At 67.9% G+C, this 24,377-nt stretch carries 24 protein-coding genes; 14 read left to right on the top strand and 10 right to left on the bottom strand.

What is annotated here, in order from left to right:
- Positions 1 to 1,044 carry an AraC family transcriptional regulator ligand-binding domain-containing protein gene (locus tag ACA097_RS02000; protein ID WP_371368170.1) on the bottom strand — a complete coding sequence of 348 codons (1,044 nt, stop codon included), beginning with the start codon at positions 1,042 to 1,044 and terminating at the stop codon, positions 1 to 3.
- A gap of 103 nt (positions 1,045 to 1,147) precedes the next feature.
- Between ACA097_RS02000 and ACA097_RS01995 the strand changes: the two genes are divergently transcribed.
- Positions 1,148 to 2,896 (top strand): amidohydrolase, encoded by a 1,749-nt coding sequence (locus ACA097_RS01995; protein ID WP_371368168.1) that lies wholly within the window; start codon positions 1,148 to 1,150, stop codon positions 2,894 to 2,896.
- Positions 2,893 to 3,804: a GTP-binding protein gene (locus ACA097_RS01990; RefSeq protein WP_371368166.1), complete on the top strand. Its 912-nt coding sequence runs from the start codon at positions 2,893 to 2,895 to the stop codon at positions 3,802 to 3,804. The genes ACA097_RS01995 and ACA097_RS01990 overlap by 4 nt, the downstream gene beginning before the upstream one ends.
- Before the next feature lie 247 nt (positions 3,805 to 4,051).
- Here the strand turns inward: ACA097_RS01990 and ACA097_RS01985 are convergent, their stop codons facing one another.
- The 3 genes from ACA097_RS01985 to ACA097_RS01975 all read right to left on the bottom strand — a co-directional run bounded on the left by ACA097_RS01985 (position 4,052) and on the right by ACA097_RS01975 (position 7,269).
- Positions 4,052 to 5,365: an NAD(P)/FAD-dependent oxidoreductase gene (locus tag ACA097_RS01985; protein WP_371368164.1), complete on the bottom strand. Its 1,314-nt coding sequence runs from the start codon at positions 5,363 to 5,365 to the stop codon at positions 4,052 to 4,054.
- A gap of 186 nt (positions 5,366 to 5,551) precedes the next feature.
- Positions 5,552 to 6,916 carry a glutamine synthetase family protein gene (locus ACA097_RS01980; protein WP_371368162.1) on the bottom strand — a complete coding sequence of 455 codons (1,365 nt, stop codon included), beginning with the start codon at positions 6,914 to 6,916 and terminating at the stop codon, positions 5,552 to 5,554.
- A 164-nt stretch (positions 6,917 to 7,080) separates the two neighbouring features.
- Positions 7,081 to 7,269 carry a hypothetical protein gene (locus ACA097_RS01975; RefSeq protein ID WP_043251610.1) on the bottom strand — a complete coding sequence of 63 codons (189 nt, stop codon included), beginning with the start codon at positions 7,267 to 7,269 and terminating at the stop codon, positions 7,081 to 7,083.
- A gap of 177 nt (positions 7,270 to 7,446) precedes the next feature.
- On the opposite strand from ACA097_RS01975, the gene ACA097_RS01970 reads away from it, so the two are divergent.
- A complete protein-coding gene (locus ACA097_RS01970; protein WP_371368160.1) occupies positions 7,447 to 7,716 on the top strand; it encodes a MoaD/ThiS family protein in 270 nt (89 codons plus the stop codon).
- 20 nt (positions 7,717 to 7,736) lie between these two features.
- Entirely contained in the window at positions 7,737 to 8,843 is a 1,107-nt protein-coding gene (locus ACA097_RS01965; protein WP_371368158.1) for a WD40/YVTN/BNR-like repeat-containing protein, read from the top strand.
- Positions 8,844 to 8,881: 38 nt separating this feature from the next.
- Here ACA097_RS01965 and ACA097_RS01960 read toward each other — a convergent pair whose 3' ends face one another.
- Positions 8,882 to 9,136 (bottom strand): hypothetical protein, encoded by a 255-nt coding sequence (locus ACA097_RS01960; RefSeq protein WP_043251617.1) that lies wholly within the window; start codon positions 9,134 to 9,136, stop codon positions 8,882 to 8,884.
- A gap of 152 nt (positions 9,137 to 9,288) precedes the next feature.
- Between ACA097_RS01960 and ACA097_RS01955 the strand changes: the two genes are divergently transcribed.
- The 4 genes from ACA097_RS01955 to ACA097_RS01940 all read left to right on the top strand — a co-directional run bounded on the left by ACA097_RS01955 (position 9,289) and on the right by ACA097_RS01940 (position 14,162).
- Positions 9,289 to 10,209, top strand: a complete 921-nt coding sequence (locus ACA097_RS01955) for a LysR family transcriptional regulator (protein WP_043251619.1) — start codon at positions 9,289 to 9,291, stop codon at positions 10,207 to 10,209.
- Between the two features lie 260 nt (positions 10,210 to 10,469).
- Positions 10,470 to 11,486 carry an iron ABC transporter substrate-binding protein gene (locus ACA097_RS01950; protein WP_371368155.1) on the top strand — a complete coding sequence of 339 codons (1,017 nt, stop codon included), beginning with the start codon at positions 10,470 to 10,472 and terminating at the stop codon, positions 11,484 to 11,486.
- Positions 11,487 to 11,589: 103 nt separating this feature from the next.
- The gene (locus ACA097_RS01945) at positions 11,590 to 13,092 is read left to right on the top strand and encodes an ABC transporter permease (protein WP_371370593.1); all 1,503 of its coding nucleotides are present in this window, start codon (positions 11,590 to 11,592) and stop codon (positions 13,090 to 13,092) included.
- Positions 13,089 to 14,162, top strand: a complete 1,074-nt coding sequence (locus tag ACA097_RS01940) for an ABC transporter ATP-binding protein (protein ID WP_043251623.1) — start codon at positions 13,089 to 13,091, stop codon at positions 14,160 to 14,162. Before ACA097_RS01945 ends, ACA097_RS01940 begins: the two co-directional genes overlap by 4 nt.
- A 37-nt stretch (positions 14,163 to 14,199) precedes the next feature.
- Here ACA097_RS01940 and ACA097_RS01935 read toward each other — a convergent pair whose 3' ends face one another.
- The 4 genes from ACA097_RS01935 to ACA097_RS01920 all read right to left on the bottom strand — a co-directional run bounded on the left by ACA097_RS01935 (position 14,200) and on the right by ACA097_RS01920 (position 18,550).
- Positions 14,200 to 16,038, bottom strand: a complete 1,839-nt coding sequence (locus tag ACA097_RS01935; protein WP_371368153.1) for an amidohydrolase — start codon at positions 16,036 to 16,038, stop codon at positions 14,200 to 14,202.
- Between the two features lie 24 nt (positions 16,039 to 16,062).
- Entirely contained in the window at positions 16,063 to 16,605 is a 543-nt protein-coding gene (locus ACA097_RS01930) for an antibiotic biosynthesis monooxygenase (protein ID WP_156958022.1), read from the bottom strand.
- A gap of 57 nt (positions 16,606 to 16,662) precedes the next feature.
- Entirely contained in the window at positions 16,663 to 17,319 is a 657-nt protein-coding gene (locus tag ACA097_RS01925) for a hydrolase (protein WP_043251627.1), read from the bottom strand.
- Between the two features lie 214 nt (positions 17,320 to 17,533).
- Positions 17,534 to 18,550, bottom strand: a complete 1,017-nt coding sequence (locus tag ACA097_RS01920) for an alpha/beta hydrolase (RefSeq protein WP_371368149.1) — start codon at positions 18,548 to 18,550, stop codon at positions 17,534 to 17,536.
- 386 nt (positions 18,551 to 18,936) lie between these two features.
- Here ACA097_RS01920 and ACA097_RS01915 point away from each other — a divergent pair, with 386 nt between their 5' ends.
- Complete coding sequence (locus tag ACA097_RS01915; RefSeq protein ID WP_371368147.1) at positions 18,937 to 19,338, top strand: hypothetical protein; 402 nt, start codon at positions 18,937 to 18,939, stop codon at positions 19,336 to 19,338.
- A 3-nt stretch (positions 19,339 to 19,341) separates the two neighbouring features.
- On the opposite strand, the gene ACA097_RS01910 is transcribed toward ACA097_RS01915, so the two are convergent.
- Positions 19,342 to 19,524: a hypothetical protein gene (locus tag ACA097_RS01910; RefSeq protein ID WP_160286703.1), complete on the bottom strand. Its 183-nt coding sequence runs from the start codon at positions 19,522 to 19,524 to the stop codon at positions 19,342 to 19,344.
- Here ACA097_RS01910 and ACA097_RS01905 point away from each other — a divergent pair.
- From ACA097_RS01905 to ACA097_RS01885, 5 genes are all read left to right on the top strand, one after another.
- Positions 19,523 to 19,816 carry a hypothetical protein gene (locus tag ACA097_RS01905; RefSeq protein ID WP_160286704.1) on the top strand — a complete coding sequence of 98 codons (294 nt, stop codon included), beginning with the start codon at positions 19,523 to 19,525 and terminating at the stop codon, positions 19,814 to 19,816. The genes ACA097_RS01910 and ACA097_RS01905 overlap by 2 nt on opposite strands.
- Positions 19,800 to 20,621 (top strand): polyphosphate kinase 2, encoded by an 822-nt coding sequence (gene ppk2 / locus ACA097_RS01900; RefSeq protein WP_043251633.1) that lies wholly within the window; start codon positions 19,800 to 19,802, stop codon positions 20,619 to 20,621. The genes ACA097_RS01905 and ppk2 overlap by 17 nt, the downstream gene beginning before the upstream one ends.
- Positions 20,622 to 20,671: 50 nt before the next feature.
- Positions 20,672 to 21,343, top strand: coding sequence for a DUF3313 domain-containing protein (locus ACA097_RS01895; protein ID WP_043251634.1), 672 nt, complete (start codon positions 20,672 to 20,674; stop codon positions 21,341 to 21,343).
- Between the two features lie 102 nt (positions 21,344 to 21,445).
- Positions 21,446 to 23,188, top strand: a complete 1,743-nt coding sequence (locus tag ACA097_RS01890) for a monovalent cation:proton antiporter-2 (CPA2) family protein (protein WP_084166609.1) — start codon at positions 21,446 to 21,448, stop codon at positions 23,186 to 23,188.
- An 84-nt stretch (positions 23,189 to 23,272) separates the two neighbouring features.
- On the top strand, positions 23,273 to 24,376 hold the full coding sequence (locus ACA097_RS01885) for an AI-2E family transporter (protein ID WP_371368144.1): 1,104 nt from the start codon (positions 23,273 to 23,275) through the stop codon (positions 24,374 to 24,376).
- The last annotated feature ends 1 nt before the right edge of the window (position 24,377 follow it).

Genomic DNA, 24,377 nt, shown 5'->3' with positions numbered 1-24,377 from the left:
TTACTCCTGGCTGGATCGCGCGCGTTGCTGGCGGAAGCCTTCCGGGGTGGTCCCGGCATGGCGCAGGAAGGCGCGGTGGAAACTGGTGACGTGTTCGTAGCCAAGCAGGAAGGCGATCTCCTGCAGGCTCAGCCGGCTGGCCAGCAGGTAGCGCTCGGCAAGCGCCATGCGCACCTCGTAGACCACGCCCTTGAAGGTCAGACCGTGGGCGCGCAGGCGCCGCTGCAGGGTGTGCGGCGGCAGGCGGAAGTGCGCGGCGGCCTGCTCCAGGTCCGGCAGCGGCACGCGGGCGTTCTGCAGCAGGTAGAAGCGCAGGTCGTCGGGCAGCGCCTCGCCGCTCTCGAAACTGGCCAGGGTGACCGCGCCCTGGGCCTGGCACAGGCGCAGCACCGAGGGGTTGGAGGTGGAGAAGGGGCGCTCGTGGAATTCCCGGGGGATGCGCAATTCGGCGCGCGGCGCGGCGAACTCGATGCGTCCGGGGAAGAGCTCGGCATAAACCGCCGCATGGGCCGGCGCGGGGTAGGGCAGGCGGACCTGCATACCGGCGCAGTCGGCCAGCTCCGGCAGGCGCTGGCACAGCCAGCGCCAGGTGCTGCTGAACCATTCCTCGGTCAGCGCCTGGGCTTCCGTCGCGCTGAACGGCGGCAACTCCAGGGCCAGCACCAGATGCTTGTCGTCTTCTTCGCGGGCGACGTGGATCGGGTGCGGCAGCAGGCTGGACGGCTGGCCGAGGGAGATGTCCCAGGAGCGCCGCAGGTTGGCCGCGCTGATCAGCGCGTAGCCGATCACCCCGAGGTCGAAGAGGTTGTAGCGCTGGCCCAGGCGCAGGAAGAAGTCGCTGGCGCCGAGCAGCCCGGCGGCCTGGCGCAGCAGGCGGTAGTAGCGGGCGAAGGTCATACCGGCTGCGGCCTCGGCCGGAGCCACGCCAAGCCCGGCGAGCAGCGGCGCGAGCGGCGGCAGGCCGGGGCGGGACTGCCATTCCTCGAGGAAACGCTGGTACAGCTGGCGGGCGGCGTAGTCTATGTCGGACTGCTGATCGGGCATGGCGAAGGTTGTCGTCTGGAGCTAGCGAGTTGTCATCTTATGCTAGTCAGGCGGCATTGGCAGCTCCCTATACTCGGCCAAAACAACAAGAGGAGCTCCGACCATGACGGCGCCCGATACCTTCCGTTCTTCCCATTCACCTGCCAACCGACACGCCGACCTGCTGCTGCGCAACGGCCGCTTCTACACCCTCGACCCGGCGCTGCCGTGGGCCGAGGCGGTGGCCATTCGCGACGGCCGCTTCATCGCCGTCGGCTGCTTCGAGGAGCTGCAGTACCTGGTCGGTCCGCAGACCCTGGTGCGCGATCTCGACGGTGCCTTCTGCATGCCCGGCCTGCACGACATGCACACCCACCCGGACCTCGCCCTGGCGCCGCGCTACGCCGACGACCTCGACGTCGGCATCGAGGACCCGACCCCCGAGCAACTGGCCGCGGCCATCCACGCCTACGCCGACAGCCACCCCGGCGACGGCTGGGTCTATGGCCAGTACTGGGTCCGCTACACCTTCCGCGAAGCCGGGCTGAAGCCGGGCCGCGAGTGGCTCGACAGCGTCATGCCGGACCGCCCGGTGGCGCTGCTCGACCGCATGTGGGGGACCATGATGGTCAACTCCCGCGCCCTCGAACTGGCCGGCATCGACGCCAACACGCCGGACCCGCGCAACGGCTACCTGGAGCGCGACGAGTTGACCGGCGAGCCCAACGGCCTGCTGATCGACGGCGCCTACGCGCTGATCCACGCCGCCATGCCGCCGACCCCGGTGGACGTGCTGCGCCGCGCCTATCGCGACGGCGTGCATTTCCAGAGCGCCCGCGGCGTCACCGCGAGCAAGTACGTGCACGTCTGCGAGCATCGCCTGCAGGCGCTCAAGGAGCTGGACGACGCCGGCCAACTGACCCTGCGCGTGGAAGCGGCGATCAGCTGGCAGGACGACATTTTCCCGGTGCGCCGGCGCTGGGAGCTGCTCAGTGGCGAGCGCCACTACTACCGCAGCGCGCGGCTGTCGGCGAACGCGGTGAAGTTCCACTTCGACGGCACCGTCGAACCGCGCTCGTCCTTCCTCATCACCCCCTGGCCGGGCGAGGACAGCTGGCGCGGCAAGCTCAACCTGACCCCCGAGCACATCACCGACATGGTGGTGGACATGGACCGCCGCGGTATCCGCGTGATCGCCCACTGCACCGGCGACGGCGCCTCCGACGTGTTCCTGGATGCGGTGGCCGAAGCCCGCCGGCGCAACGGCTTCAGTGGCATCCGCCACCAGTGCGCGCACAGCACCCTCCTGCATCCGGGCAACCTCAAGCGTTTCCGCGAACTGGACGTGATCGCCGAGTTCTCCCCGGCAGCCTGGTACCCGACGCCGTTCGCAAGCGGTGCGCGCTCGGGCTACGGAGCCGAACGCCTGAAGCGCATCTACGACTACAAGGGCGTGCTCGCCGCCGGTGGCCTCGCGGTGATGGGCACCGACTGGCCGGTGGCGTCCATCGACCCCTGGCTGGCGCTGGAAACCATCGTCACCCGGCAGAACCCGTGGAACGACGACCCGGCCTGCTTCGGCGAGCCGATCAGCCTGGAGCAGGCGCTGAAGGTGGTGACCCTCAACGGCGCCCACGCGATGAACCTGGAGCACCTGACCGGCAGCATCGAGGCCGGCAAGTCGGCGGACTTCATCGTCCTCGACCGCGACCTCTTCGCCCAGCCGGCGCGCAACTACATCCACCGCACCCAGGTGCAGCTGACCTTCGTCGAGGGCCGTCCGGTGTACGACCAGCAGGGCACCTTCGCCGACAGCCCGTTGCGCTCGGTCTGGCAGGGCGAAGTGCCAAAGATCATGGGAGAGGCGCAATGAGCATCCCGGTGACCGTGGTCGCCGGCTTCCTCGGCGCCGGCAAGACCACCCTGCTGCGCCGCCTGGTGCAGCAATGCGCCGGGCAGCGCCTGGCGCTGATCGTCAACGACTTCGGCGAGCTGAACATCGACGCCGAGATGATCGCCGAGCAAAGCGATGCGGTGTACGCGCTGCAGAACGGCTGCCTGTGCTGCACCATGCAGGACGACCTGCTGGCCCAGCTCGGCCGCCTGGCGGCGACGCAGCCGCCGGTGGAACGCATCGTCATCGAATGCAGCGGCGTGGCCGATCCGCAACCGATCATCCAGGCGCTGGGCTACCCGCAACTGCGCAAGCACATGCACCTGGACGCGCTCATCACCCTGGTAGACGCCGCGCGCCTGCAGCCGCTAGAGGGCGAGTACGCGCAGCTGGAACGCCGCCAGGCGGCGGCAGCGGACCTGCTGCTGCTGAACAAGGCCGACATTGCGACGCCGGAACAACTGCATGCGCTGCGCGAACGCTTCGGCGAACCGCGGCGCATGCTGGAAACGGTGCAGGCGCAGCTTCCGGACGAACTGCTCTACGGCGAACGCCCGGATGCCAGACCGCAACGCCTGTTGCCGGCCAGCGGCGTGAACCACGGCGAGATGTTCGACAGCTGGACCTGGCGCCACAACGGCCAGCTCGACCCGCAGCGCCTGCGCGCCTGGCTCGATCAATTGCCGGAAGGGCTGTTCCGCCTGAAAGGCCGCATCCAGGTCAGTGGCCGCGAACAACCGCTGTGGCTGCAGTACGTCGGCGGTCGCAGCCAGTTCCTCGCGGCGCAGGCGGAGGAGGGCGACAACTGCCTGGTGTTCATCGCCAGCGCCAATGCCCATCTGCGCGAGAGCCTGGAAGCCGGGCTGGAGCAGTGCCTGGCGGCGTGAAGGTGCCCCACGGATATGCCTGGCGCCTTTCCCTCTCCCGCAAACGGGGGAGGGAGCTGTTCGGCGCGGCGGGGGTAACCGGCGTTACCCCGTAGGAGCGGATATCATCCGCGAAAATCCCCGCACCGAAGCCACCCTGTAGGAGCGCGCCATGCGCGCGAATCGCGGCCATGGGCCGCTCCTACAAGGAAACACCGTGCCGCGCGATTCGCGGACAAGGTCCGCTCCTACAAAGGCGCTTTGGACCTCAGCGGAATTTTTCCAGCAGCTGGTAGTACCACATGCCGGCGGCCAGCATCGGATTGCCGAACACATCACCCAGCGGCACCTTAACGTGCTTGCACTGGGCGAAGCTGTCGAACTTCTCCAGGTCGCCGGTCATCGCCGTGGCCATGATCTCGCCCATGATGTGGGTGGTCGCCACGCCGTGGCCGGAGTAGCCCTGGCAGTACCAAACGTTGTCCGAAAGCTTGCCCAGCTGCGGGATGCGGTTCATCACGATGCCCATCGCGCAGCTCCACTGGAACTCGATTTCCACGCCTTTCAGTGCCGGGAAGGTGCGCTCGATGCAGGGGCGCAGCTCGCCGGCGATGTCGCGCGAGTCGCGCCCGGAGTAGTTGGCGCCGCCGCCGAACAGCAGGCGGCCGTCGCCGGTCATGCGGTAGTAGTCGAGGACGAAGCGGCAGTCGTAGACGGCCAGGTCCTGCGGGTTGATCTGCTTGGCCAGCTCGCCCAGTGGCTTGGTGGTGACGATGCCGCCCATGGCCGGGAAGATCATGCCCTTGAGCTTCTTGCGCTCCAGCTTGTGGTACACGTCGCCGGCCAGCAGCACTTGTGCGGCGTTGATCCGCCCCTGGGTGGTGACGACCGCCGGGCGCGCACCGTGGATGATGTCCTGCACCTCGGAGTGCTCGAAGATCAGCCCGCCCAGGCTTTCCAGCGCCTTGGCTTCGCCGATGCACAGGTTCAGCGGGTGCAGGTGCATGTTGCGCATGTTCTTGATGGCGCCGCAGTAGAGGTCGCTCTGCAGGTGCTGGCGCACACCGGCGCCGTCGAGCAGGGTGACTTCGTCGCCCATGCCGCGGCGCACGGCTTCTTCATAGGAGGCTTCCAGCTCGGCCATGTGCGAGGGCTTCATCGCCGCATGCAGGTGGCCGTGCTTGAGGTCGCAGTTGATGCCGTACTTGGCCACGCGGTTCTTGATGATCTCGTGACCGCGCCAGCGCAGGTGCCAGATGAAGTCGTCGACGTCCGAGCCGAGCCACTGCTGCATCTGCTTGCGCATGGCGCTGTCGCCGGAAAGGCTGCCGGTCACCTGGCCGCCGTTGCGCCCGCTGGCGCCCCAGCCGACCTTGTTGGTCTCGACGATCGCCACCTTGTAGCCGCGCTCGGCCAGCTCGACGGCGGTGGTCACGCCGGTGAAGCCGCCGCCGATGATGGCGATGTCGACGTTCACCTCACCTTGCAGGGTGGGGTAGTCGGTCTCCACGGCCAGGCTGGCGGAGTAGTAGGACGGGGCGCGCTCGGGGGCGGCTTTGGCGGGTTTTACTGCGGCGTTCATTGCGGTGTTCCTGTTGTTGTTCGTTTTCCCGAGCCCTGGGGCGCGGGATGAAGTCTTGTTTCTCTGGGTTATTCCCCTTCGGGCCAGCGCAAGCGCTGTTCGCGATGGAGCTGCGTCCCGCGTTCGCGGGAATGACGGTGGAAAGATTCGTCTCCCCCGCGAACGCGGGGGCCCAGCAAACTGGCCTCATGCCTGGGTCAGATACCAGCGCCAATCCTGCTCGCCGACCTCTCCCATGAACTGGCGGTACTCGGCCTGCTTGACCTTCAGGTAGACGCCGAGGAATTCGTGGCCCAGGGCATCACGGGCCCAGCTGGAGCGCTCCAGCGCGCGCAGCGAGGTCAGCCAGTCGGTGGGCAGCAGTTCCTTGGCCTGGGCATAGCCGTTGCCCTCGACGGGCGCGCCCGGGTCGATGTTCTCGCGGATGCCGCGGTGGATGCCGGCGAGGATCGCCGCGGCAGCCAGGTAAGGGTTGGCGTCGGCGCCACAGATGCGGTGCTCGACGTGCCGGGTGTGCGCCGGGCCGCCGGGTACGCGCAGGCTGACGGTGCGGTTGTCGCAGCCCCAGGTCGGCGCCAGCGGCGCATAGCTGTTGGCCTGGAAGCGGCGGTAGGAGTTGGCGTTGGGGCAGAACAGCAGCAGCGAGTCGAGCAGGCTGGCGAGCATGCCGCCGACGCTTTGGCGCAGCAGCGGGGTGCCTGCCGGGTCTTCGCTGCCGAAGAGGTTCTTGCCTTCGGCATCGGCCAGGGACACGTGCATGTGCATGCCGGTGCCAGCCAGGTCGTCGAACGGCTTGGCCATGAAGCACGCCTGCATGCCGTGCTTGTGCGCCACGCCTTTCACCAGGCGCTTGTAGCGCACGGCCTGGTCCATGGCGAGGAGGGCGTCGCCGTGCTCCAGGGTGATTTCCACCTGGCCGGGGGCGTATTCGGAAATGGCCGTGCGCGCCGGAATGCCCTGGGCTTTGCAGGCGGCATAAAGGTCGGCCAGGAACGGCTCGATCTGCTCCAGTTCGCGCAGGCCGTAGACCTGGGTGGAGCGCGGGCGGCCGCCGTCGGCATCCAGCGCCGGCTGCGGGCGGCCATTGGCGTCGCGCTTGGCGTCGAGCAGGTAGAACTCGAGCTCGCAGGCCATCACCGGGTGGAAACCGTCGGCCTTGAGGCCATCGATCACCTGGATCAGGACATGGCGCGGATCGGCGATGTCGGCCGGCTTGCCTTCGACCGGGTGCATGCTGACCTGCACGGCGGCGGTGGGAATCTGCCGCCAGGGCAGGCGCACCAGGCTGCCTTGCAACGGGTAGGCGCGGCAGTCGATATCACCGACATCCCAGACCAGTCCCGAGTCTTCGACGTCTTCGCCGTGCAGGGTCAGGCCGAGGATGGTGCTCGGCAAGGGCCGGCCGGATTGGTAGACCGCCAGCAGTTCCTCGCGATGCAGCAGCTTGCCGCGCGGCACGCCGTTGGCGTCGAGGATGAACAGCTCGACCATTTCGATGTCGGGGTTGGCGGCCAGGAAGTCCTGGGCTTCTTGCACGGGAGCGAATTTCATTTTTTGTTCTCGCATAGCGCCGTGGGGCGCGCTGATGACCTGCCGTTCCGCACGAAAGGCGCGCGGGGCTGGGGCAGGCAAGCATGGCAACAGCTACGGCTGGTCGCGGAGCATCGGCGCTCCGTTCAGCGTAGTTGCGTCGGGTGGCCGGGCGCGGGCGCCCGTCAGCGTGCGGCGTTATCGGGTGGACGCGCGTGACGGCAGTGCCAGAGGGCCCAGAAGGCGAGTTCCAGGGGCAGCGTCAGCGGTTGCAGGACCCGCCAGCGGCAGCGTTCGCGCGGGAGTCGCAGGGTCTCTCCGGCCTGGGAGGCGGAGGCGCTGGCGGCGGCGAAGGGCTGAAGCAGAAGGTGCATGGAGGGCTGCAATGGGGACGATGCCAAGGAGCCTCGCACAGGCAATGGGTGCTTTAAAGCTGAATTCAGTGACACTTGGTTGAGCGAAATCGAAACTGAATGCCCGTCCGGTCGATCCACGCCCCCACGCCGCGGGTGCCTCCTACACTGAGCGAAACCCGTCGGCCGGTCGCCTCCATGGCCCATATCGTCTTCGCCCCGTCGATCCAGCGGCACGTCGAAATCCCCGAGCAGGACCTGCCCGGCGCCACCCTTGGCGGCCTGCTGGAAGAGGTGTTCGCGCAATACCCGCGGCTGCGCGGCTACCTGCTCGACGACCAGGGCGGGCTGCGTCGCCACGTCACCGTCTTCATCGACGGCCTGCGCCTGCGCGACCGCCTTGGCCTGAGCGATGCGCTGGCGGTGGAAAGCGAGGTCTATGTGGTCCAGGCGCTGTCCGGCGGCTGACCCCAACAAGGAGAGAGCAGATGGACGATCGACTGCTGGTAGCCACGCGCAAGGGCCTGTTCACCTACCTGCGCGATGCCGACGGCGCCTGGCGCGAGGCACGCCAGGACTTCCTCGGCGAGCCGGTCAACATGGTCCTGCCCGATGCGCGCGACGACACCCTTTACGCCGCGCTCGACCTCGGCCACTTCGGCTGCAAGCTCTGGCGTCGGCACGCGGACGGCGAGTGGGAGGAATGCGCGGTGCCGGTCTACCCGCCGCAGCCCGACCCGCTGCCGACGCCGGCCGAAGGCGAGGCCCCGCAGGCGCCCTGGAGCCTGCAGCTGATCTGGTGCCTGGAGACCGGCGGCACCGAGCAGTGCGGCACGCTCTGGGCCGGGACCATCCCCGGCGGGCTGTTCCGCAGCGACGACCGCGGCGCCAGCTGGAGCCTCAACCGCCCGCTGTGGGACCGCCCCGAGCGCGCCCGCTGGTTCGGCGGCGGCTACGACTGGCCGGGCATCCACTCGGTGAGCGTCGACCCGCGCGATAGCAGCCATCTCATCGTCGGGGTGTCCTGCGGCGGCGTCTGGCAGAGCCATGACGCAGGCGCCAACTGGGTCAACACCACGCGCGGCATGTACGCCGACTACATGCCGCCGGAGCTGCGCGAGGAGGGCGCCATCCAGGACCCGCACCGCCTGGTGCATTGCCCGGCGCAGCCGGAGCGGCTATGGGTGCAGCACCACAACGGCATCTTCGTTTCCAGCGACGGCGGGCAGAACTGGCAGGACGTGCCGGCGCAGCCCTCCAGCTTCGGCTTCGCCGTCGCGGTGCATCCCACCCGGGCGGACACCGCCTGGTTCGCCCCGGCGACCAAGGACGCCTGCCGCGTGCCGGTGGCCGGGCGCTTCCTGGTCAACCGAACGCGCGATGGCGGCAAGACCTTCGAGGCGCTGGACCGGGGCCTGCCAGAGTCGCCGTGCTACGACCTGATCTACCGCCACGGCCTGACGGTGGACGACGACGGCGAGCGCCTGGCGCTGGGCTCCACCACCGGTGGGCTGTGGCTGTCGGAAGATGGTGGCGACCACTGGAAGTGCCTGTCCGCGCACCTGCCGCCGATCTACTGCGTGCGCTTCGGTTGAGGCGGCTTCAGGCAGTTGAAATGCATTGAGCTTCGCGCTCAGTGCGGTGGTTCGTCGTCCGAATGCTCGGCGCCGATGATCAGGCGTGCAGCCACCAGCGCCAACAGGCCGATGACTCCGCACAGGGTGACGATGGTTACGCCGGTGCTATCGCCGATGCTGTCGGTCAGCGCGGCCAGGCCGACGGTCAGCAACAGCATGACCATGCCGAACCATTGCGCCATGTCGGCCCAGCGCAGCAGCGTTTCGCGCTGCGGGCCGTGCAGGCCGTGGAAGTGACTGTTCTGCCGCATCGCTTCTTCCTCGTTCTTGTCTGGGCTCCAGACTACGCCGCTGCCAGCAGCACGGCGCACGGGCAGCCGAGCGGTCGCTCGCAACGGCCGGCGCGCGGCTGCTAAGGTAGTCGGCCCCACACCGTCTGGACGTCTGCAGGGAGACGCGCGCGATGAACTTCGACTGGAACGACATTCCCATCCTCCTGGCGCTGGCCCGCCACGGCAGCCTGAGCGCCGCCGGCCGTTCGCTGGGTGTCGATCCCTCGACCATGAGCCGGCGCCTGGTGGCGGCCGAAACTGCGCTGCAGACACGCCTGTTCATCCGCGACAACAACGGCTACCAGGCGACCGACGCCGGCCTGGCCTTCATCGAGTACGGCGAGCGCATCCTCGGCGATGTGCAGAGCATGCTGCTGGAGGCGCGCAGCGAGGCCAGCGCCATCAGCGGCTCGGTGAGCATCACCTCGATCGACTTCCTCTTCAGCCACTGGCTGGTGCAGCACATGCCGCAGCTTTCGCGGACCTACCCGAACCTGCAGTTGCAACTGATCCCGGCCAACCGCTCGCTGTCCTTCACCCGCCGCGAGGCCGACTTCGCCCTGCGCCTGGCGCGCCCGCAGGACGACGCCGCGCTGGTGATGCGCAAGGTCGCCGACATCGGTTTCGCCGTGTACGCCGCCACCGCCTTCAGCCAGCTGCCGCCATGCGACTGGCCGCAGCAGCCCTGGCTGGCCTATGGCGAGGAACTCGACGAAACCCCGGAGATGCAGTGGCTGCGCAACTTCGCGCCGAACGCCAGCTACGCCCTGCGGGCCAGCAGCGTGACCACGCTCACCCACGCCTGCGAGACCGGTCTGGGCATGGCCTTGCTGCCGTGCATCCTCGGCGAGCGTAACGGCCTGGTGCGCCTGAGCGGGCCGGTGGTGGCGCGCGAGATCTGGCTGCTCAGCCACCGCGACGCCGGGCGCATCGGCCGTTTCCAGGCGGTGGCCAACTGGCTGCGCGACATCTTCGACCAGGACGCCGCGCAGTTCAGCGGTGCCAACCTGGCCTGCCGCGACCTGCAGCTGAGCGCATCGGTACAAGGCTGATCCGTCCCGCAATCCCCGAAACAGACACCGCGCCGCGCCCGCCACCGGGGCGCGCGCCCCTGTCGTGGGCAACAAGCCGACGAACAGCAGCCTATGTAGATTGAAATGTAAGTGAGAATCACAATTCTTTAACAACCGAGCGACGATCATCGCCGCCGGGACGGACGGGCAGTCGCCGCGCGCTCACGGATTCGACACCGATCGAGTCGCACGCGCCGGGCGCCGCCTGCAAACGCATGACTGACTGGAGTGGCAAACCGATGAAGAGCGGCAGATTCTCGTTGATCAAGATGGCAGTGCTCGGCGTTGCGCTGGGCGGTTTCGCCGGCGCCTGCGTGGCTGCGGACGAGGCGGGCATCGTGGTCTACAACGCCCAGCACGAATCCCTGACCAAGGCCTGGGTTGAGGGCTTCACCCGCGAAACCGGCATCAAGGTCACCCTGCGCAACGGCGACGACAGCGAGATGGGCAACCAGATCGTCCAGGAGGGCAAGGCCTCTCCGGCCGACGTCTTCCTCACCGAGAACTCCCCGGCCATGGTCCTGGTCGACAACGCCGGCCTGCTCGCGCCGGTCGCCCCGGCCACCCTGGCCCAGGTCGGCCCGACCTACCACCCGGCCAACGGCCACTGGGTGGGCATTGCCGCGCGCTCCACGGTGTTCGTCTACAACAAGGACAAGATCAAGGAAGCCGACCTGCCCAAGTCGCTGCTCGACCTGGCGGAGCCGGAATGGGCCGGACGCTGGGCCGCATCGCCGGCCGGCGCCGACTTCCAGGCCATCGTCGGCGCGCTGCTGGAGCAGAAGGGCGAGGCCGCGACCCTGAGCTGGCTGGAGTCTATGAAGAGCAACGCCAAGTTCTACCGCGGCAATGTCTCCGTGATGAAGGCGGTGAACGCCGGCCAGATCGATTCCGGCGTGATCTACCACTACTACTGGTTCGGCGACCAGGCCAAGACCGGCGAGAACAGCAAGAACACCGCGCTGCATTACTTCGGGCACAAGGACCCGGGCGCCTTCACCAGCGTTTCCGGCGGCGGCGTGCTGGCTTCCAGCAAGCACCAGGAGCAGGCCCAGGCGTTCCTCAAGTGGATCACCGGCAAACAGGGCCAGGCGGTGCTGCGCGACGGCAAGTCGTTCGAGTACGCAGTGGGCGTCGGCGCGGAGTCCAACGCGAAGCTGGTGCCGCTGGCCAAGCTCGATGCGCCGGCGGTGGAGGCTTCCAAGCTCGACAGCAAGAAGGTCGTCGAGCTCATGACCCAGGCAGGCCTGTTGTAACGTGACCGCGCAAGCATTCGGGCCCGAACCGGGCTCCCGGGCCGCCACCGAGGTGGCGGTGTTGCCACGTCGGCGCAAGCGCCAGGGCCAGCCGCCGCGCTGGCTGCTGGGCGCGGCGCTGCTGGTGGCGCTGTTCGCGCTGCTGCCGCTGGCGTTCGTTGCCGGCGCCAGCGTGCAGGCGGGCTGGGCCACCATCGTCAAGCTGGTGTTCCGCCCGCGCGTGGCGGAACTGCTGGGCAATACGCTGCTGCTGGTGCTGTTGACCATCCCGCTGTGCGTGCTGCACGGCGTGGCCATGGCCTGGCTGACCGAGCGCAGCAAGCTGCCCGGACGGCGGCTGTGGTCGTTGCTGGCCATCGCCCCGCTGGCGATCCCGGCGTTCGTCCACAGCTATGCCTGGATCAGCCTGGCGCCGTCGCTGAACGGCCTGTTCCCGGCTGTGCTGATCTCGGTGATCGCCTATTCGCCGTTCATCTACCTGCCGGCCGCCGCGTCCCTGCGGCGCCTCGACCCGGTCCTGGAAGACGTCGCCGAATCCCTCGGCCAACGACCCTGGCCGGTGTTCCGCCGCGTGGTGCTGCCGCAGCTGCGCCTGGCCATCTGCGGCGGCTCGCTGCTGGTCGGCCTGCACCTGCTGGCCGAGTATGGGCTGTACGCGCTGATCCGTTTCGACACCTTCACCACGGCGATCTTCGACCAGTTCCAGTCGTCCTTCAGCAGCTCCGCGGCCAACATGCTGGCCGGGGTCCTGGCGCTGGGCTGCCTGCTGCTGCTGACCCTCGAGGCCGGCCTGCGCGGCAAGGCACGCTACGCCCGCGTCGGCTCCGGCAGCCCGCGCGCGCAGCGGCTGTACGGCCTGCACGCCTGGCAACTGGGCCTGGCCCTGGTGTTCACCGTTGGCAGCACGCTGCTGACCCTGGGCGTGCCGCTGATCACCCTCGGCCAGTGGCTGTGGGCCGGCGGCCGCGAGGTCTGGCGCTTCGACGAAATGCTCCCGGCGCTGGGCCAGACCATGCTGCTGGGGGCCGCCGGCGCGCTGCTGACGACCCTCGCGGCAATCCCCGTGGCCTGGATCTCGATTCGCGCACCGAGCCGCTTGCAGCGCCTGCTCGAAGGCAGCAACTACATCGCCAGTTCGCTGCCGGGCATCGTGGTGGCGCTGGCCCTGGTCAGCCTGACCATCCGCTTCGCGCAGCCGCTGTATCAGACGCTGTTCACCGTGCTCCTGGCCTACCTGCTGATGTTCCTGCCCCGGGCTCTTGTCAGCCTGCGCGCCGGCATCGCCCAGGTGCCGGTGGAGCTGGAGAACATCGCCCGCAGCCTGGGGCGCACGCCGGCCCAGGCATTGGGGCGGGTAACCCTGCGCTTCGCCGCGCCGGGCGCCGCTGCCGGTGTGGCGCTGGTGTTCCTGGCCATCGTCAACGAACTGACCGCGACCCTGTTGCTGTCGCCCAGCGGCACCAGCACCCTGGCCACCAGCTTCTGGGCCCACACCAGCGAGATCGACTACGCCGCCGCCGCGCCCTACGCGCTGCTGATGGTGCTGCTGTCGCTGCCGCTGACCGGGCTTCTCTACCACCAATCCAGACGGGTAGCAGGTCGATGAGTACCCTCGAGATCCATGCAGTCTCTCGCTACTTCGGCGCCAGCGCGGCGCTGGAAACCTTCAGCCTGTCGGTGCCGGCGGGCAGCCGCACCGCCGTGGTCGGCCCCTCGGGTTCGGGCAAGACCACCCTGCTGCGGCTGATCGCCGGCTTCGAATTCCCCGACACCGGGCGCATCACCTTCGACGGCGTCACCCTGGCCGACGAGACCAGCGCCATCCCCGCGCACCGTCGGGTGATCGGCTATGTACCGCAGGACGGCGCGCTCTTCCCGCACCTGAGCGTCGCGGCGAACATCGCCTTCGGCCTGGACGGGCACGCAGCGGAAAAACAGCGCCGGGTCGACCAGCTGCTGGAGATGGTCTCGCTCGACCGTGACATGGGGCGGCGCTGGCCGCACGAGCTGTCCGGCGGCCAGCAGCAACGCGTAGCGCTGGCGCGGGCGCTGGCGCAGAGCCCCAGGCTGATGCTGCTCGACGAACCCTTCTCGGCGCTGGACAGCGGCCTGCGCGTGTCGATGCGCAAGGCGGTTTCCCAGGTGCTGAGCGACGCCGGCGTCACCGCGATCCTGGTCACCCACGATCAGGAAGAGGCGCTTTCATTCGGCGATCAACTGGCCGTCTTGCGCCAGGGCCGGCTGGTGCAGGCGGGTGCGCCGAAGGATCTGTACCTGCGACCGGCGGACGAGGAAACCGCGTTCTTCCTGGGCGACGCCCTGGTCCTGCCGGCCAGCGTGGAAGCCGGCTGGGCGCGCTGCCCGCTGGGGCGCGTGCGGGTCGGCGAGGGCGAGAGTGCAGGGCGGGCGCGTATTCTGCTGCGCCCGGAGCAACTGCACCTGAGCCCGGCAGGGCTGCCGGCGAACAGCGCGGACGGCTGCTTCGGCACCGTGGTGGGCAGCGACTTCGGCGGCAACAAGTGCACGGTGACCGTCCGCCTGGACGACGCTGGAGAAGCCGACTGGGGCGGCGGCGAGTGGCGCCTGCCGGTCCGCGTCTCGGCGCTCGATTCGCCGGACCTGGGCAGCCGCGTGCACCTGTTCGCCAGCGGCCAATCCCACCTGTTCCGCCCCTGAATGAAAAGGGCGCGGGCCGCCAGGCCCGCGCCGGTTTTCAGAAGGCGAAGCAGGAACAGCCGAAGGCACCCCAGAAGCCCTGGAAATCACTGATCGGCACGCTCGACTGGCGCGCCCGCTCGTGGCCGTGGCCATGTACCGTGCATGCCCCGGCACACTGGTGCACTGCCTGGGCCAACGGTGCCTGCGGGCGCCAGTGCCCGGCGACCTTGGCCACCGGCGACCAGTCCGGCAGCACCGGCAGGGTCGGCGGGCCGTAGCGCTCGAAATCGCCGTCGGCGTAGACCACCCGGCCATCCACCACGGTCAGTACTGACTCGATGCGCTTGATCGCCTCTTCCTCGACGCTGAAATAGTCCGCCGAGAGCACTGCCAGGTCCGCCAGCTGCCCGACCTTGATCAGGCCTTTCTTGCCCTGTTCGTTGGAGAACCAGGCGCTGCCGTGGGTGTACAGCTCCAGCGCCGTGGCGCGGGACAGGCCCTCGGGGTACAGCTCCAGGCCGCCAACGGTCTTGCCGCTGACCATCCAGTACAGTGAGGTCCAGGGGTTGTAGCTGGAGACGCGAGTCGCATCGGTGCCGGCGCCTACCGGTACGCCTTCGGCAAGCATTCGCTTGATCGGCGGGGTGGCTTGGGCGGCTTTCGCGCCGTAGCGGTCGACGAAGTATTCGCCCTGGAAGGCCATGCGGTCCTGGATGGCGATGCCGCCGCCCAGCGCGCGGACCCGTTCGATGTTCTTCGGCGAAATGGTCTCGCAGTGGTCGAAGAACCAGTGCAGGCCGTTGAACGGGATGTCTAGGTTGACCTTCTCGAACACATCGAGCATCCGCGAGATGGATTCGTCGTAGGTGGCGTGCAGGCGGAACGGCCAGCGCTGCTCGACCAGGTGGCGCACCACCGGCTCGAGGTCGGTCTCCATGTTCGGCGGCAGGTCCGGGCGCGGTTCGAGGAAGTCCTCGAAGTCGGCGGCGGAGAACACCAGCATCTCGCCAGCGCCGTTGTGCCGCAGGAAGTCGTTGCCCTGGCCGTACTTGACGTTGCTGGTCCAGTTCTTGAAGTCGGCGAGTTCTTCCTTGGGCTTCTGGGTGAACAGGTTGTAGGCGATGCGCACGCTGAGCTGGTTGTCCTTCTCCAGCTGCTCGATCACCTGGTAATCGTCCGGGTAGTTCTGGAAGCCGCCGCCGGCGTCGATGGCGCTGGTGACGCCCAGGCGGTTGAGCTCGCGCATGAACTGGCGAGTCGAGTTGACCTGGTATTCGAACGGCAGCTTCGGCCCCTTGGCCAGGGTGGCGTAGAGGATCATCGCGTTGGGCCGCGCGATCAGCATGCCGGTGGGTTCGCCGTTGCTGTCGCGGACGATCTCGCCGCCGGGCGGGTTCGGCGTGTCCTTCGTGTAGCCGACCACGCGCAGGGCGGCGCGGTTGAGCAGGGCGCGGTCATACAGGTGCAGGACGAACACCGGGGTGTCCGGTGCGGCCTGGTTCAACTCCTCGAGGGTCGGCAGGCGCTTCTCGGCGAACTGGAACTCGCTCCAGCCACCCACCACCCGCACCCATTGCGGCGACGGGGTGCGCAGGGCCTGCTCCTTGAGCATGCGCAGGCCATCGGCCAGCGAGGGCACGCCTTCCCAGCGCAGTTCGAGGTTGTAGTTGAGCCCGCCGCGGATCAGGTGCAGGTGCGAGTCGTTGAGGCCGGGGATGACGGTGCGGCCCTTGAGGTCGATGACCTGGGTGGCGCCGGCGCGCAGCGGCATGATTTCGGCGTCGTTGCCGACGGCGAGGAATTTTCCGTCCTTGATGGCCACGGCGGTGGCGCTGGGTTTTTCGCGGTCGACGGTGTGGAAACGGCCGTTGTAGAGGATCAGGTCGGCATACATGGCGGAGTCCTTCGAGGTAGGCGGTCAGCGGGCGTTGAGCCAGCCGGCGAACAAGCGGGTCACGCGGGGCATGAACAGGTACACGACCAGCACCACGATGGTCAGGGTGATCAGCACGTTGCTGAGCAGGAAGCCGCCCAGCCACGGCAGCACCTGGAACAGCGGCTTCCACAGCTGCGGCACCAGCATCACCAGCGGCAGGATGACCAGGTAGGTGACTATCACCTGCTTCCAGCGCGGCGGCGGCTTCTGGCCGGTCTCGGCCGGGGTGAACCAGAACTCGTGGGCGTCATGCCGCTCCTGGTTGTCGCCGTCGAGCAGCAGCGGCTCGGCGCGTTCGATCAGTTCGCGGCGCTGCGGTGAGTCGAGCCAGTCCTGCAGTTGGCCGGCCGAGGCGAAACGCAGCACCGAGGTGAAGCGATCGCCCTGGCGCAGCACGTCCACGCCCTGGTGGCCGGGGAACTCGCTGGCAGCGCGGGTCAGCTCGCGCAGGATCGCCTCGTAGGCCGCGACGCTGTCGGGGCGGGCGCTGTGGCGAATGATCAGGGTCACGGATTCTTGGGTCATGGCGTGCACCTCCGCATGCAGTAAAGACGCCCCCGGCGAACCGGGGGCGGCCGGCCGTCAGTGGCCTTCGCTGGCGTTGAACATGGTCTTGGCGTAGATCAGGCCCAGGCCGTAGGCGCCGCCGTGCTCGATGGAGGTCTTCACGGTCTGGTCGTAGGTTTCGCCACGGGCCCAGTCGCGTTGCAGTTCGAGCAGGTACTGCAGGGAAGTCATCGGGCGGGCGCCGAGCTGGATCATGCGCTGCAGGGCCATCTCGTGGGCTTCGGTGGAGACGTCGCCGCAGGCGTCGGCGATCACGTAGACCTCGAAGCCCTGGTCGATGGCGGAGAGGGCCGGGCCGACGATGCACACGGACGTCCAGAGGCCGGCGAGGACGATCTTCTGCTTGCCGAACTTGTTCACTTCCACCGCGATGCGCGGGTCTTCCCAGGTGTTCATGCTGGTGCGGTCGATCACGTTGTGGTCCGGGAACACCGACTTGATCTCGGTGAAGATCGGGCCGGAGAAGCTCTTCTCGGCAACGGTGGTGAGGATGGTGGAAACCTCGAATTCCTTGGCCGCCTTGGCGACCAGCGCGGCGTTGTTGCGCAGGGTGACGGCGTCGATCGACTTGGTGGCGAAGGACATCTGCGACTGGTGGTCGATCATGATCAGGGTGTGATCGTTCGGGTTCAGCAGGGTCTTGCCGGGAGCGGCCTTGGCGATTGCGGTCATGGTGAGGTTCCTTCTGTCGTTGCGTGATTGGGTGGGGTCTTTCACGTCGTTTCTGCTCGGTATCGGGCGTGTTGAGCCGAACCGTGGAGCCATCTTTACCGACTGCCGGAATGCGCGGAACAGACAGCTTTGCAGGGTCACCTTGCAGTTTTGCAAGGGGCCCTCCGGGCCGTGCCACACCTGGGTTGCGCGGACACCGGAGGGACATTCGCGGCTACTTCAGGTGGGCTTTCAGCTCCACGCCGGCCTGACGCATGGCGGCCTGGACTTCCGGGACCTTGGCCAGCGGGTTGAGCAGGCCGTAGTCGTGGATCATGCCGTTGTAGCGCACGGCGGTGACCGGTACGCCGGCGGCGTCCAGGTGACGGGCATAGGCCTCGCCTTCATCGCGCAGCACGTCGAACTCGGCGGTCTGCACCAGCGCCGGCGGCAGGCCCTTGAGCTGCTCGGGTGTGGCGCGCAGCGGCGAGGCGTAGGTCTCGGCGCGCTGTTTCGCGTCGGTGGTGTAGCTGTCCCAGAACCACTGCATCATCGGCTTGGTGAGGAAGTGCCCCTGGGCGAACTGGTTGTACGACGTGGTCTCGAAGCTGGCGTCGGTCACTGGCCACAGCAGGGCCTGGAAGCGCAGCTTGGGCGTGCCCTTGTCCTTGGCCATCAGCGCGACCACCGCGGCCATGTTGCCGCCCACGCTGTTGCCGGCCACCGCCAGGCGCGAACCGTCGACGTTGATCTCCTTGCCGTGTTCGGCGACCCACTTGGTTGCCGCGTAGGCCTGGTTGATCGCCACCGGGTAGTGCGCCTCGGGGGAGGGCGTGTAGCCGACGTAGACGGCCACCGCGCCGGAGTTCACCACCAGGTCGTGGATCAGCCGGGCGTGGGTCGGGTAGTCGCCGAGCACCCAGCCGCCGCCGTGGAAGAACATGAACACCGGCAGCGTGCCCTTGGCGTTGGCCGGGCGGACGATGGTCAGCTTGATGGCCTGGCCATCGGCCTGGATGGTCTTCTCGCTGACGTTGGTGCCGGAGAGGTCCACCTTCACCGAGGCCTGGGCGCCGGTCAGAACGGCGCGGGCATCCTTCGGCGAGAGCGTTTCCAGCGGTTTGCCGCCGCCGGCTTCCAGGGCTTCGAGGAAGGCCTGGGTGGTGTGCTCGACGCCCGGGCTGCCGGCGGCGAAGGCGTTGCCGATAGCGAGGGCGAGGGTGGCGGCGAGCAGATGCTTCTTGGCGTTCATGGTGCGGGTTCCTGTGCAGTGGGGGGCTTGTCGTGAAGCGCAGGAACATCATTGCCCAGGGCTGGAAGCCGCGGAACAGACAGCTTTGCAGGGTCGCTTTGCAGTTTTGCAAGGGGCGTGCGGACACCTCGATTGGCGGATAACCGTTCACGATTATCCGCCGCTACACCGAGACTTCCGATGGCGCCTGGGTCTAGCCGGGAGCCATATCGCCAGGCTGGACTACGAGTGGAGCATGGCCAGGCCCTGCCGGTGATGCCCTGGAAGCCGCCGCCATCGGGGGAGACGATCACCCGGATGGCGACGAAGCAGCGCTGCACACCCTGTAGGAAATTTCGTCGGCAGAAGGGAGCGCGGAGGAGGGCGAATGGCTATGCTCGGCAGCCATGACCTCCGCCATCCCGCTCCGCCAACCTTGCCCGCCGGGCGCCTGTGATTGCGGGCGCGAGGCGCTGCTGGAAGACCCCCGTGGCGACCTGCGCATCCTGCGCCTGACCCGCCAGGAGGAGCAGCGCCTGCTCGAGCGTTTGGCGTGCATCCGCGACCTGGACGATCTCGAGCACATGCAGCGGCGCATGTTCGAGCAACTCGGCCTGCGCCTGACCATCGCCCCCGGCTTCAACGAAGTGCGCAGCATGCGCGGCATCGAGATCCGCATCGAGCCGCTGCCGGGGCTCTGCCGCAAGACCCGCCAGGCCATTCCCGCCGCCATCCGCCGCGGCCTGGAGCGCACGCCGGAAATCGCCTGGCGATTGCTCGATTCCTTCGACCTGCTGCGCGACGCCTGAGCCTCAACGGCGCGGCAGCGACTGCACGCGCGGGTCGATCTGCTGACGCGGAATCATCTGGCTGCTCGAACGCGCGCCGGGCGCGGCTTGCTGGTCCGCCTGGTCGTCGCCGTGCTCGGTGCAGGAGGCCCCGCTCAGCGCCACGGCGAGCGGCGCGAGCAGGAGGAGGAAGGTGAGCCGCGACATGTCGAATCTCTCCGGTGCGCTGCGATTCCATCAGCAAATACGCATTCGTCGCGCGCTGCGCCGCTACACGACGAGCGGCCCCGTTCCAGGGCTGAACGACAGTGCCTCTGCGGTGCCATTTGCGGCCGATCGTAAACGTTTGAATCTTCCGGCGTTGTGCTGCGCCAAGGGCGGACTCGGCCTAAGCTCGCGGCCCGGCAAACGGCCGTGGATCAACCATACTCATTTCGCGCGCTTTGCCCCCTACCAGCTGGTCATGACTTCAGGAGAGAACGATGTCCAAAGCGGATAAGAAGAAAACCGAGAAGAAGGCCCCAGCCGAAGGGCTTGACCGCAAGGCCTACGAAAAGGAGCTCAAGCGCCTGCATGTGGAGATGGTGAAGCTGCAGGAGTGGGTGGTCGCGAAGGGCCTGAAAGTCTGCGTCGTCTTCGAGGGCCGCGACGGCGCAGGCAAGGGCGGCACCATCAAGGCCATCACCGAGCGCGTCAGCCCACGGGTGTTCCGCGTCGTGGCGCTGCCGGCGCCGACCGAGCGGGAAAAGTCGCAGATGTACGCGCAGCGCTACCTGACCCACCTGCCCGCCGCCGGCGAAGTCGTGATCTTCGACCGCAGCTGGTACAACCGCGCGGGCGTCGAGCGGGTCATGGGCTTCTGCACCGACGAGCAGGCGACCAAGTTCCTCGAGGTGGTTCCGCTGTTCGAGAAGATGATGGTCGAGTCCGGGATCATCCTCATCAAGTACTGGCTCGAAGTCAGCGCCGACGAACAGACCCGCCGCCTGCAGGACCGCATCAACGATGGGCGCAAGCTGTGGAAGCTCTCGCCCATGGACCTGAAGTCCTACACCCGCTGGGACGACTACACCCGCGCCCGCGACGAGATGTTCAACGCCTCGGATACCTCCTGGGCCCCCTGGTTCATGGCGCACTCCAACGACAAGCGCCGTGCGCGCCTGAACATCATCAGCCACCTGCTGTCGCGCATCCCCTACAAGGACGTCACCGGCGAGCGAGTCGTCGAGCTGCCCAAGCGCGGCCGGATCGGCAAGTACAAGGCCGTTCCCTATCCCTTCAAGGTGGTCGAGGAGCGGTTCTGATTCCCGCCACCGTCGCAGAGCAAAGAAAATCCGCCCATCAGGAGATGAAAATGAAGAAATACGCGGTCCTGGTACCCCTGCTGGTACTTCCGCTGCTGTTCGGTTGCTCGAGCAACAAGGTGGCCCCCGAGGATTATTCGGGCTTCCTCGGCGACTATTCGCGCCTGACCGAGCAGGAAAATGCCTCCGGCACCAAGGTGCAGGCCTGGATCGACCCGAATCTCAACCTTACCCGCTACACCAGCGTCTACATCGAGCCGACGCAGTATTTCCCCAAGCCCAACCCCACCGACAAGATCTCGCAGCAGACCCTCGACCAGATCTCCGCCTACTACAACCAGGTGCTCAAGCGCGAGTTCGGCCAGGTACTGCGGGTGGTCGACCAGCCGGTAACGGACACCCTGGTGGTGCGTGCGGCCATCACTGGCGTGAGCAGCCATACGCAATCGCTGCACGCCTATGAAGTGATCCCGATCGCGCTGATCGCGGCAGGCGTGAGCACCGCCACCGGCATCCGCGACCAGGACACCGTGATCGCTACCGAGGCCGCGTTCATCGACGGCGGCAACAGCAAGGTGGTCGCCGAAGTGGTGCGCAAGGGCACCGGCCATCCGCTGGAGAACTCCAGCCAGGCCCTGACCGCCAACGACTTGAAGGGCGTGCTCGACGGCTGGGCCAAGGACATGCGGCTGTCCTACACCAAGCTGCGCACCCTGAAGTAAGGCTTTGCCAGCGGGTGCCCGGTCGCCAGCGGCCGGCGTGCCCGCCATCGCAGGAGCGCCCCGGCACAACGATTTACGCAACGGATTCAAGGAGGAGGGCGGATGCCCAATGATGGCAGCCTGCTGCAGGCCACGGTGATCTTCCTGCTGGCGGTGGTGATTCTCGTACCGCTGGCGCAACGCGCGAGGCTCGGCGCCGTGCCCGGCTACCTGCTGGCGGGCATGCTGATCGGGCCGTCCGTGCTGGGCCTGGTAAGCAACCCGCACAACGTCGGGAAGCTCTCGGAAATGGGCGTGGTGATGCTGCTCTTCATCATCGGCCTGGAGCTTTCGCCGCGCCGTTTGTGGATGATGCGCAACTCCCTGTTCGGCGTCGGCTCGCTACAGGTGGGCCTGACCGCGCTCATCCTGGGCTTGCTGGCCTACCTGGTATTCGGCCAGTCGCCTGCCGCCGCCCTGGTGCTCGGCCTGGGCCTGGCGCTGTCGTCCACCGCCTTCGGCCTGCAGATGCTGGCCGAGCGCAAGGAGCTGGGCCAGCCGCACGGTCGCCTGGCCGTGGCCATCCTGCTGTTCCAGGACATCGCCGCCATTCCGCTGATCGCCATCGTGCCCTTGCTGGGCGGCGTCGAGGCCGCCGAGAGCGGTAACGCGCGCCCCCTGCTGGCGGTGGCCGTGGGAATCGGCCTGGTGGTCGTTGGCGGGCGCTATGTGTTGCGTCCGGTGTTCGGCTGGGCAGTCAGCACCGGCTTGCGCGACCTGTCCACCGCCACCGCGCTGCTGGTGGTACTCGGCACCGCCTGGATCATGGAGCACGTCGGCGTGTCCATGGCCCTGGGCGCCTTCCTCGCCGGCCTGCTGATGGCCGAGTCGCATTTCCGCCACGAACTGGAATCGCAGATCGAACCCTTCAAGGGCCTGCTGCTCGGGCTGTTCTTCGTCGGCGTGGGGATGACCGCCGACCTGCGCCTGCTGTTCAACCTGCCGCTGCAGGTACTCGGCCTGACCCTGCTGCTGGTGGGCATCAAGCTGCCGCTGTTGTACGCCATCGGTCGGCTGGCTGGCGGCCTGACCCGCGCCGGCGCCACCTGCCTGGGCGTGGTGCTGGCGTCGGGCGGGGAGTTCGCCTTCGTGGTATTCAAGCTGGCGCTGGACCAGGGCTTGCTGGAGCGCCAGGTACACGACCTGCTGGTGCTCGCCATCACTTTGTCGATGGCCGTGGTGCCGCTGGTGATGATCGCGCTGGCGCGCCTGCTGAAGGATGAATCAGGCGCCGCCGAAGAGCCGCAAGGACCGCCGGCGGTGGACGGCGAACCCAAGGTGGTGATCGCCGGCATGGGCCGCATGGGCCGGGTGATCGCCAACCTGCTGCATGCCCAGGGCGTGCCGCTGGTGGCCCTGGACACCTCGGTGGAAGCCCTCGTGGCCAAGCGTGGAGAGAAGGGCGTGCGGGTGTTCTACGGCGACCCGAGGCGCCCGGAAATCCTGCACGCGGCCAAGGTCGGCGAAGCCGAGCTGGTGATAGTCGCCACCGACGATCCGCATATCAACCTGGAGACGGCGAATGTCCTCGCGCGCCTGTATCCCGGCACGCGGGTGATCGCCAGGGCGCGCAATCGCCAGCAGGTGCTGCAATTGCTTGACCTCGGTGCCAACCCCGTGCGCGAGACCTTCCACTCCAGCCTGGAAATGGCGCGCCGCGCCTTCGTCGAGCTGGGCGTGGGCGAGGAGCAGGCCGGGGCCTGGGTACGGCGCTACCAGAAGTACGAGGAAGACCGCCTGCGCGACCTGCACAAGCAGAAGGGTGCAGGGTGTTTCGACGACGTTGACGATCCATCCGCGGGCTGACGCTCGGCGCCTGCGGGCGCATGGGAATGGGCAACGCAACATCAATGACAATCCGGTCCGTCGCGGCCGGTCTGGAGGCTAGCGATGCAGCCGATATTCAAACTGGACAGCAACCTCTGGCGGGGCCTGCTCGACGTCTTCATCAAGGCCGGCCTGATCGCCGCGCTGGTGGTCTTTTCCTTCCAGGTGTTCCAGCCGTTCCTCGAGCTGATGCTCTGGGCGCTGATCCTCGCGGTGACTCTCTACCCGTTGCACCGATTGCTCAAGGAGCGTTTCGGCATGCGTGACGGCCGCGCCGGCACCCTGATCGTGGTGATCGCGCTGCTGGTGTTGCTGGTGCCGATCTTCCTGCTGGTGACCTCTATCGGCGACTCCCTGGAAGGCGTGGTGGCGGCCCTCAAGGGCGGCACCTGGAGCCTGCCGGCGCCGCCGGATTCGGTGGCCCAGTGGCCGCTGATCGGACCGCGCCTGCATGAGGTCTGGCTGTCGGCATCCGGCGACCTGACCAGCGCGCTGCAGAAGCTGGCGCCGCACCTCAAGGGAACCGGCCGCGTGCTGCTGGGCGCGGCAGCCAGTGCCGGCGGCGCCTTCCTGCTGTTCATCGGCGCGATCATCATCGCCGGGATCATCATGGCCTTCGGCGAGACGGGCCAGGCCAGCGCCGTGCGTATCGCCCAGCGCATCTCGGGCATCGAGCGCGGTTCGCGCATCGTCGAGCTGTGCACCGCGACCATCCGCGCCGTTGCCCAGGGCGTGATCGGCATCGCCTTCATCCAGATGCTGCTGATCGGCGTCGGCTTCGTGGTCAAGGGCGTGCCGGGGGCGGGCATCCTGGCCATCGCCGTGCTGATCCTGGGCATCGTGCAGGCGCCGGCGACGCTGATCACGGTCCCGGTGATCGCCTACGTGCTCGGCACCGAAGGCTTCTCCACCGCGACCATCGTCTTCTCCATCTATACCTTCGTCGCCGGCCTGGTCGACAACGTGCTCAAGCCGCTGCTGCTCGGCCGCGGGGTGGACGTGCCGATGCCGGTGGTACTGATCGGCGCCCTCGGCGGCATGGTGGTCAAGGGCATCATCGGCCTGTTCATCGGCCCGGTGATCCTGGCGGTGGCCTACGCGCTGTTCTGGCAGTGGGTCGACGAGAGGGTGCCGGACGACGACGCCGACTCCGGGCCGTCGGCCTGAG

It is taken from the genome of Pseudomonas sp. QL9 (assembly GCF_041409665.1).
In the GTDB taxonomy this organism is placed as follows: domain Bacteria; phylum Pseudomonadota; class Gammaproteobacteria; order Pseudomonadales; family Pseudomonadaceae; genus Pseudomonas; species Pseudomonas knackmussii.
This window is presented reverse-complemented; position numbering and strand designations above follow the sequence as displayed.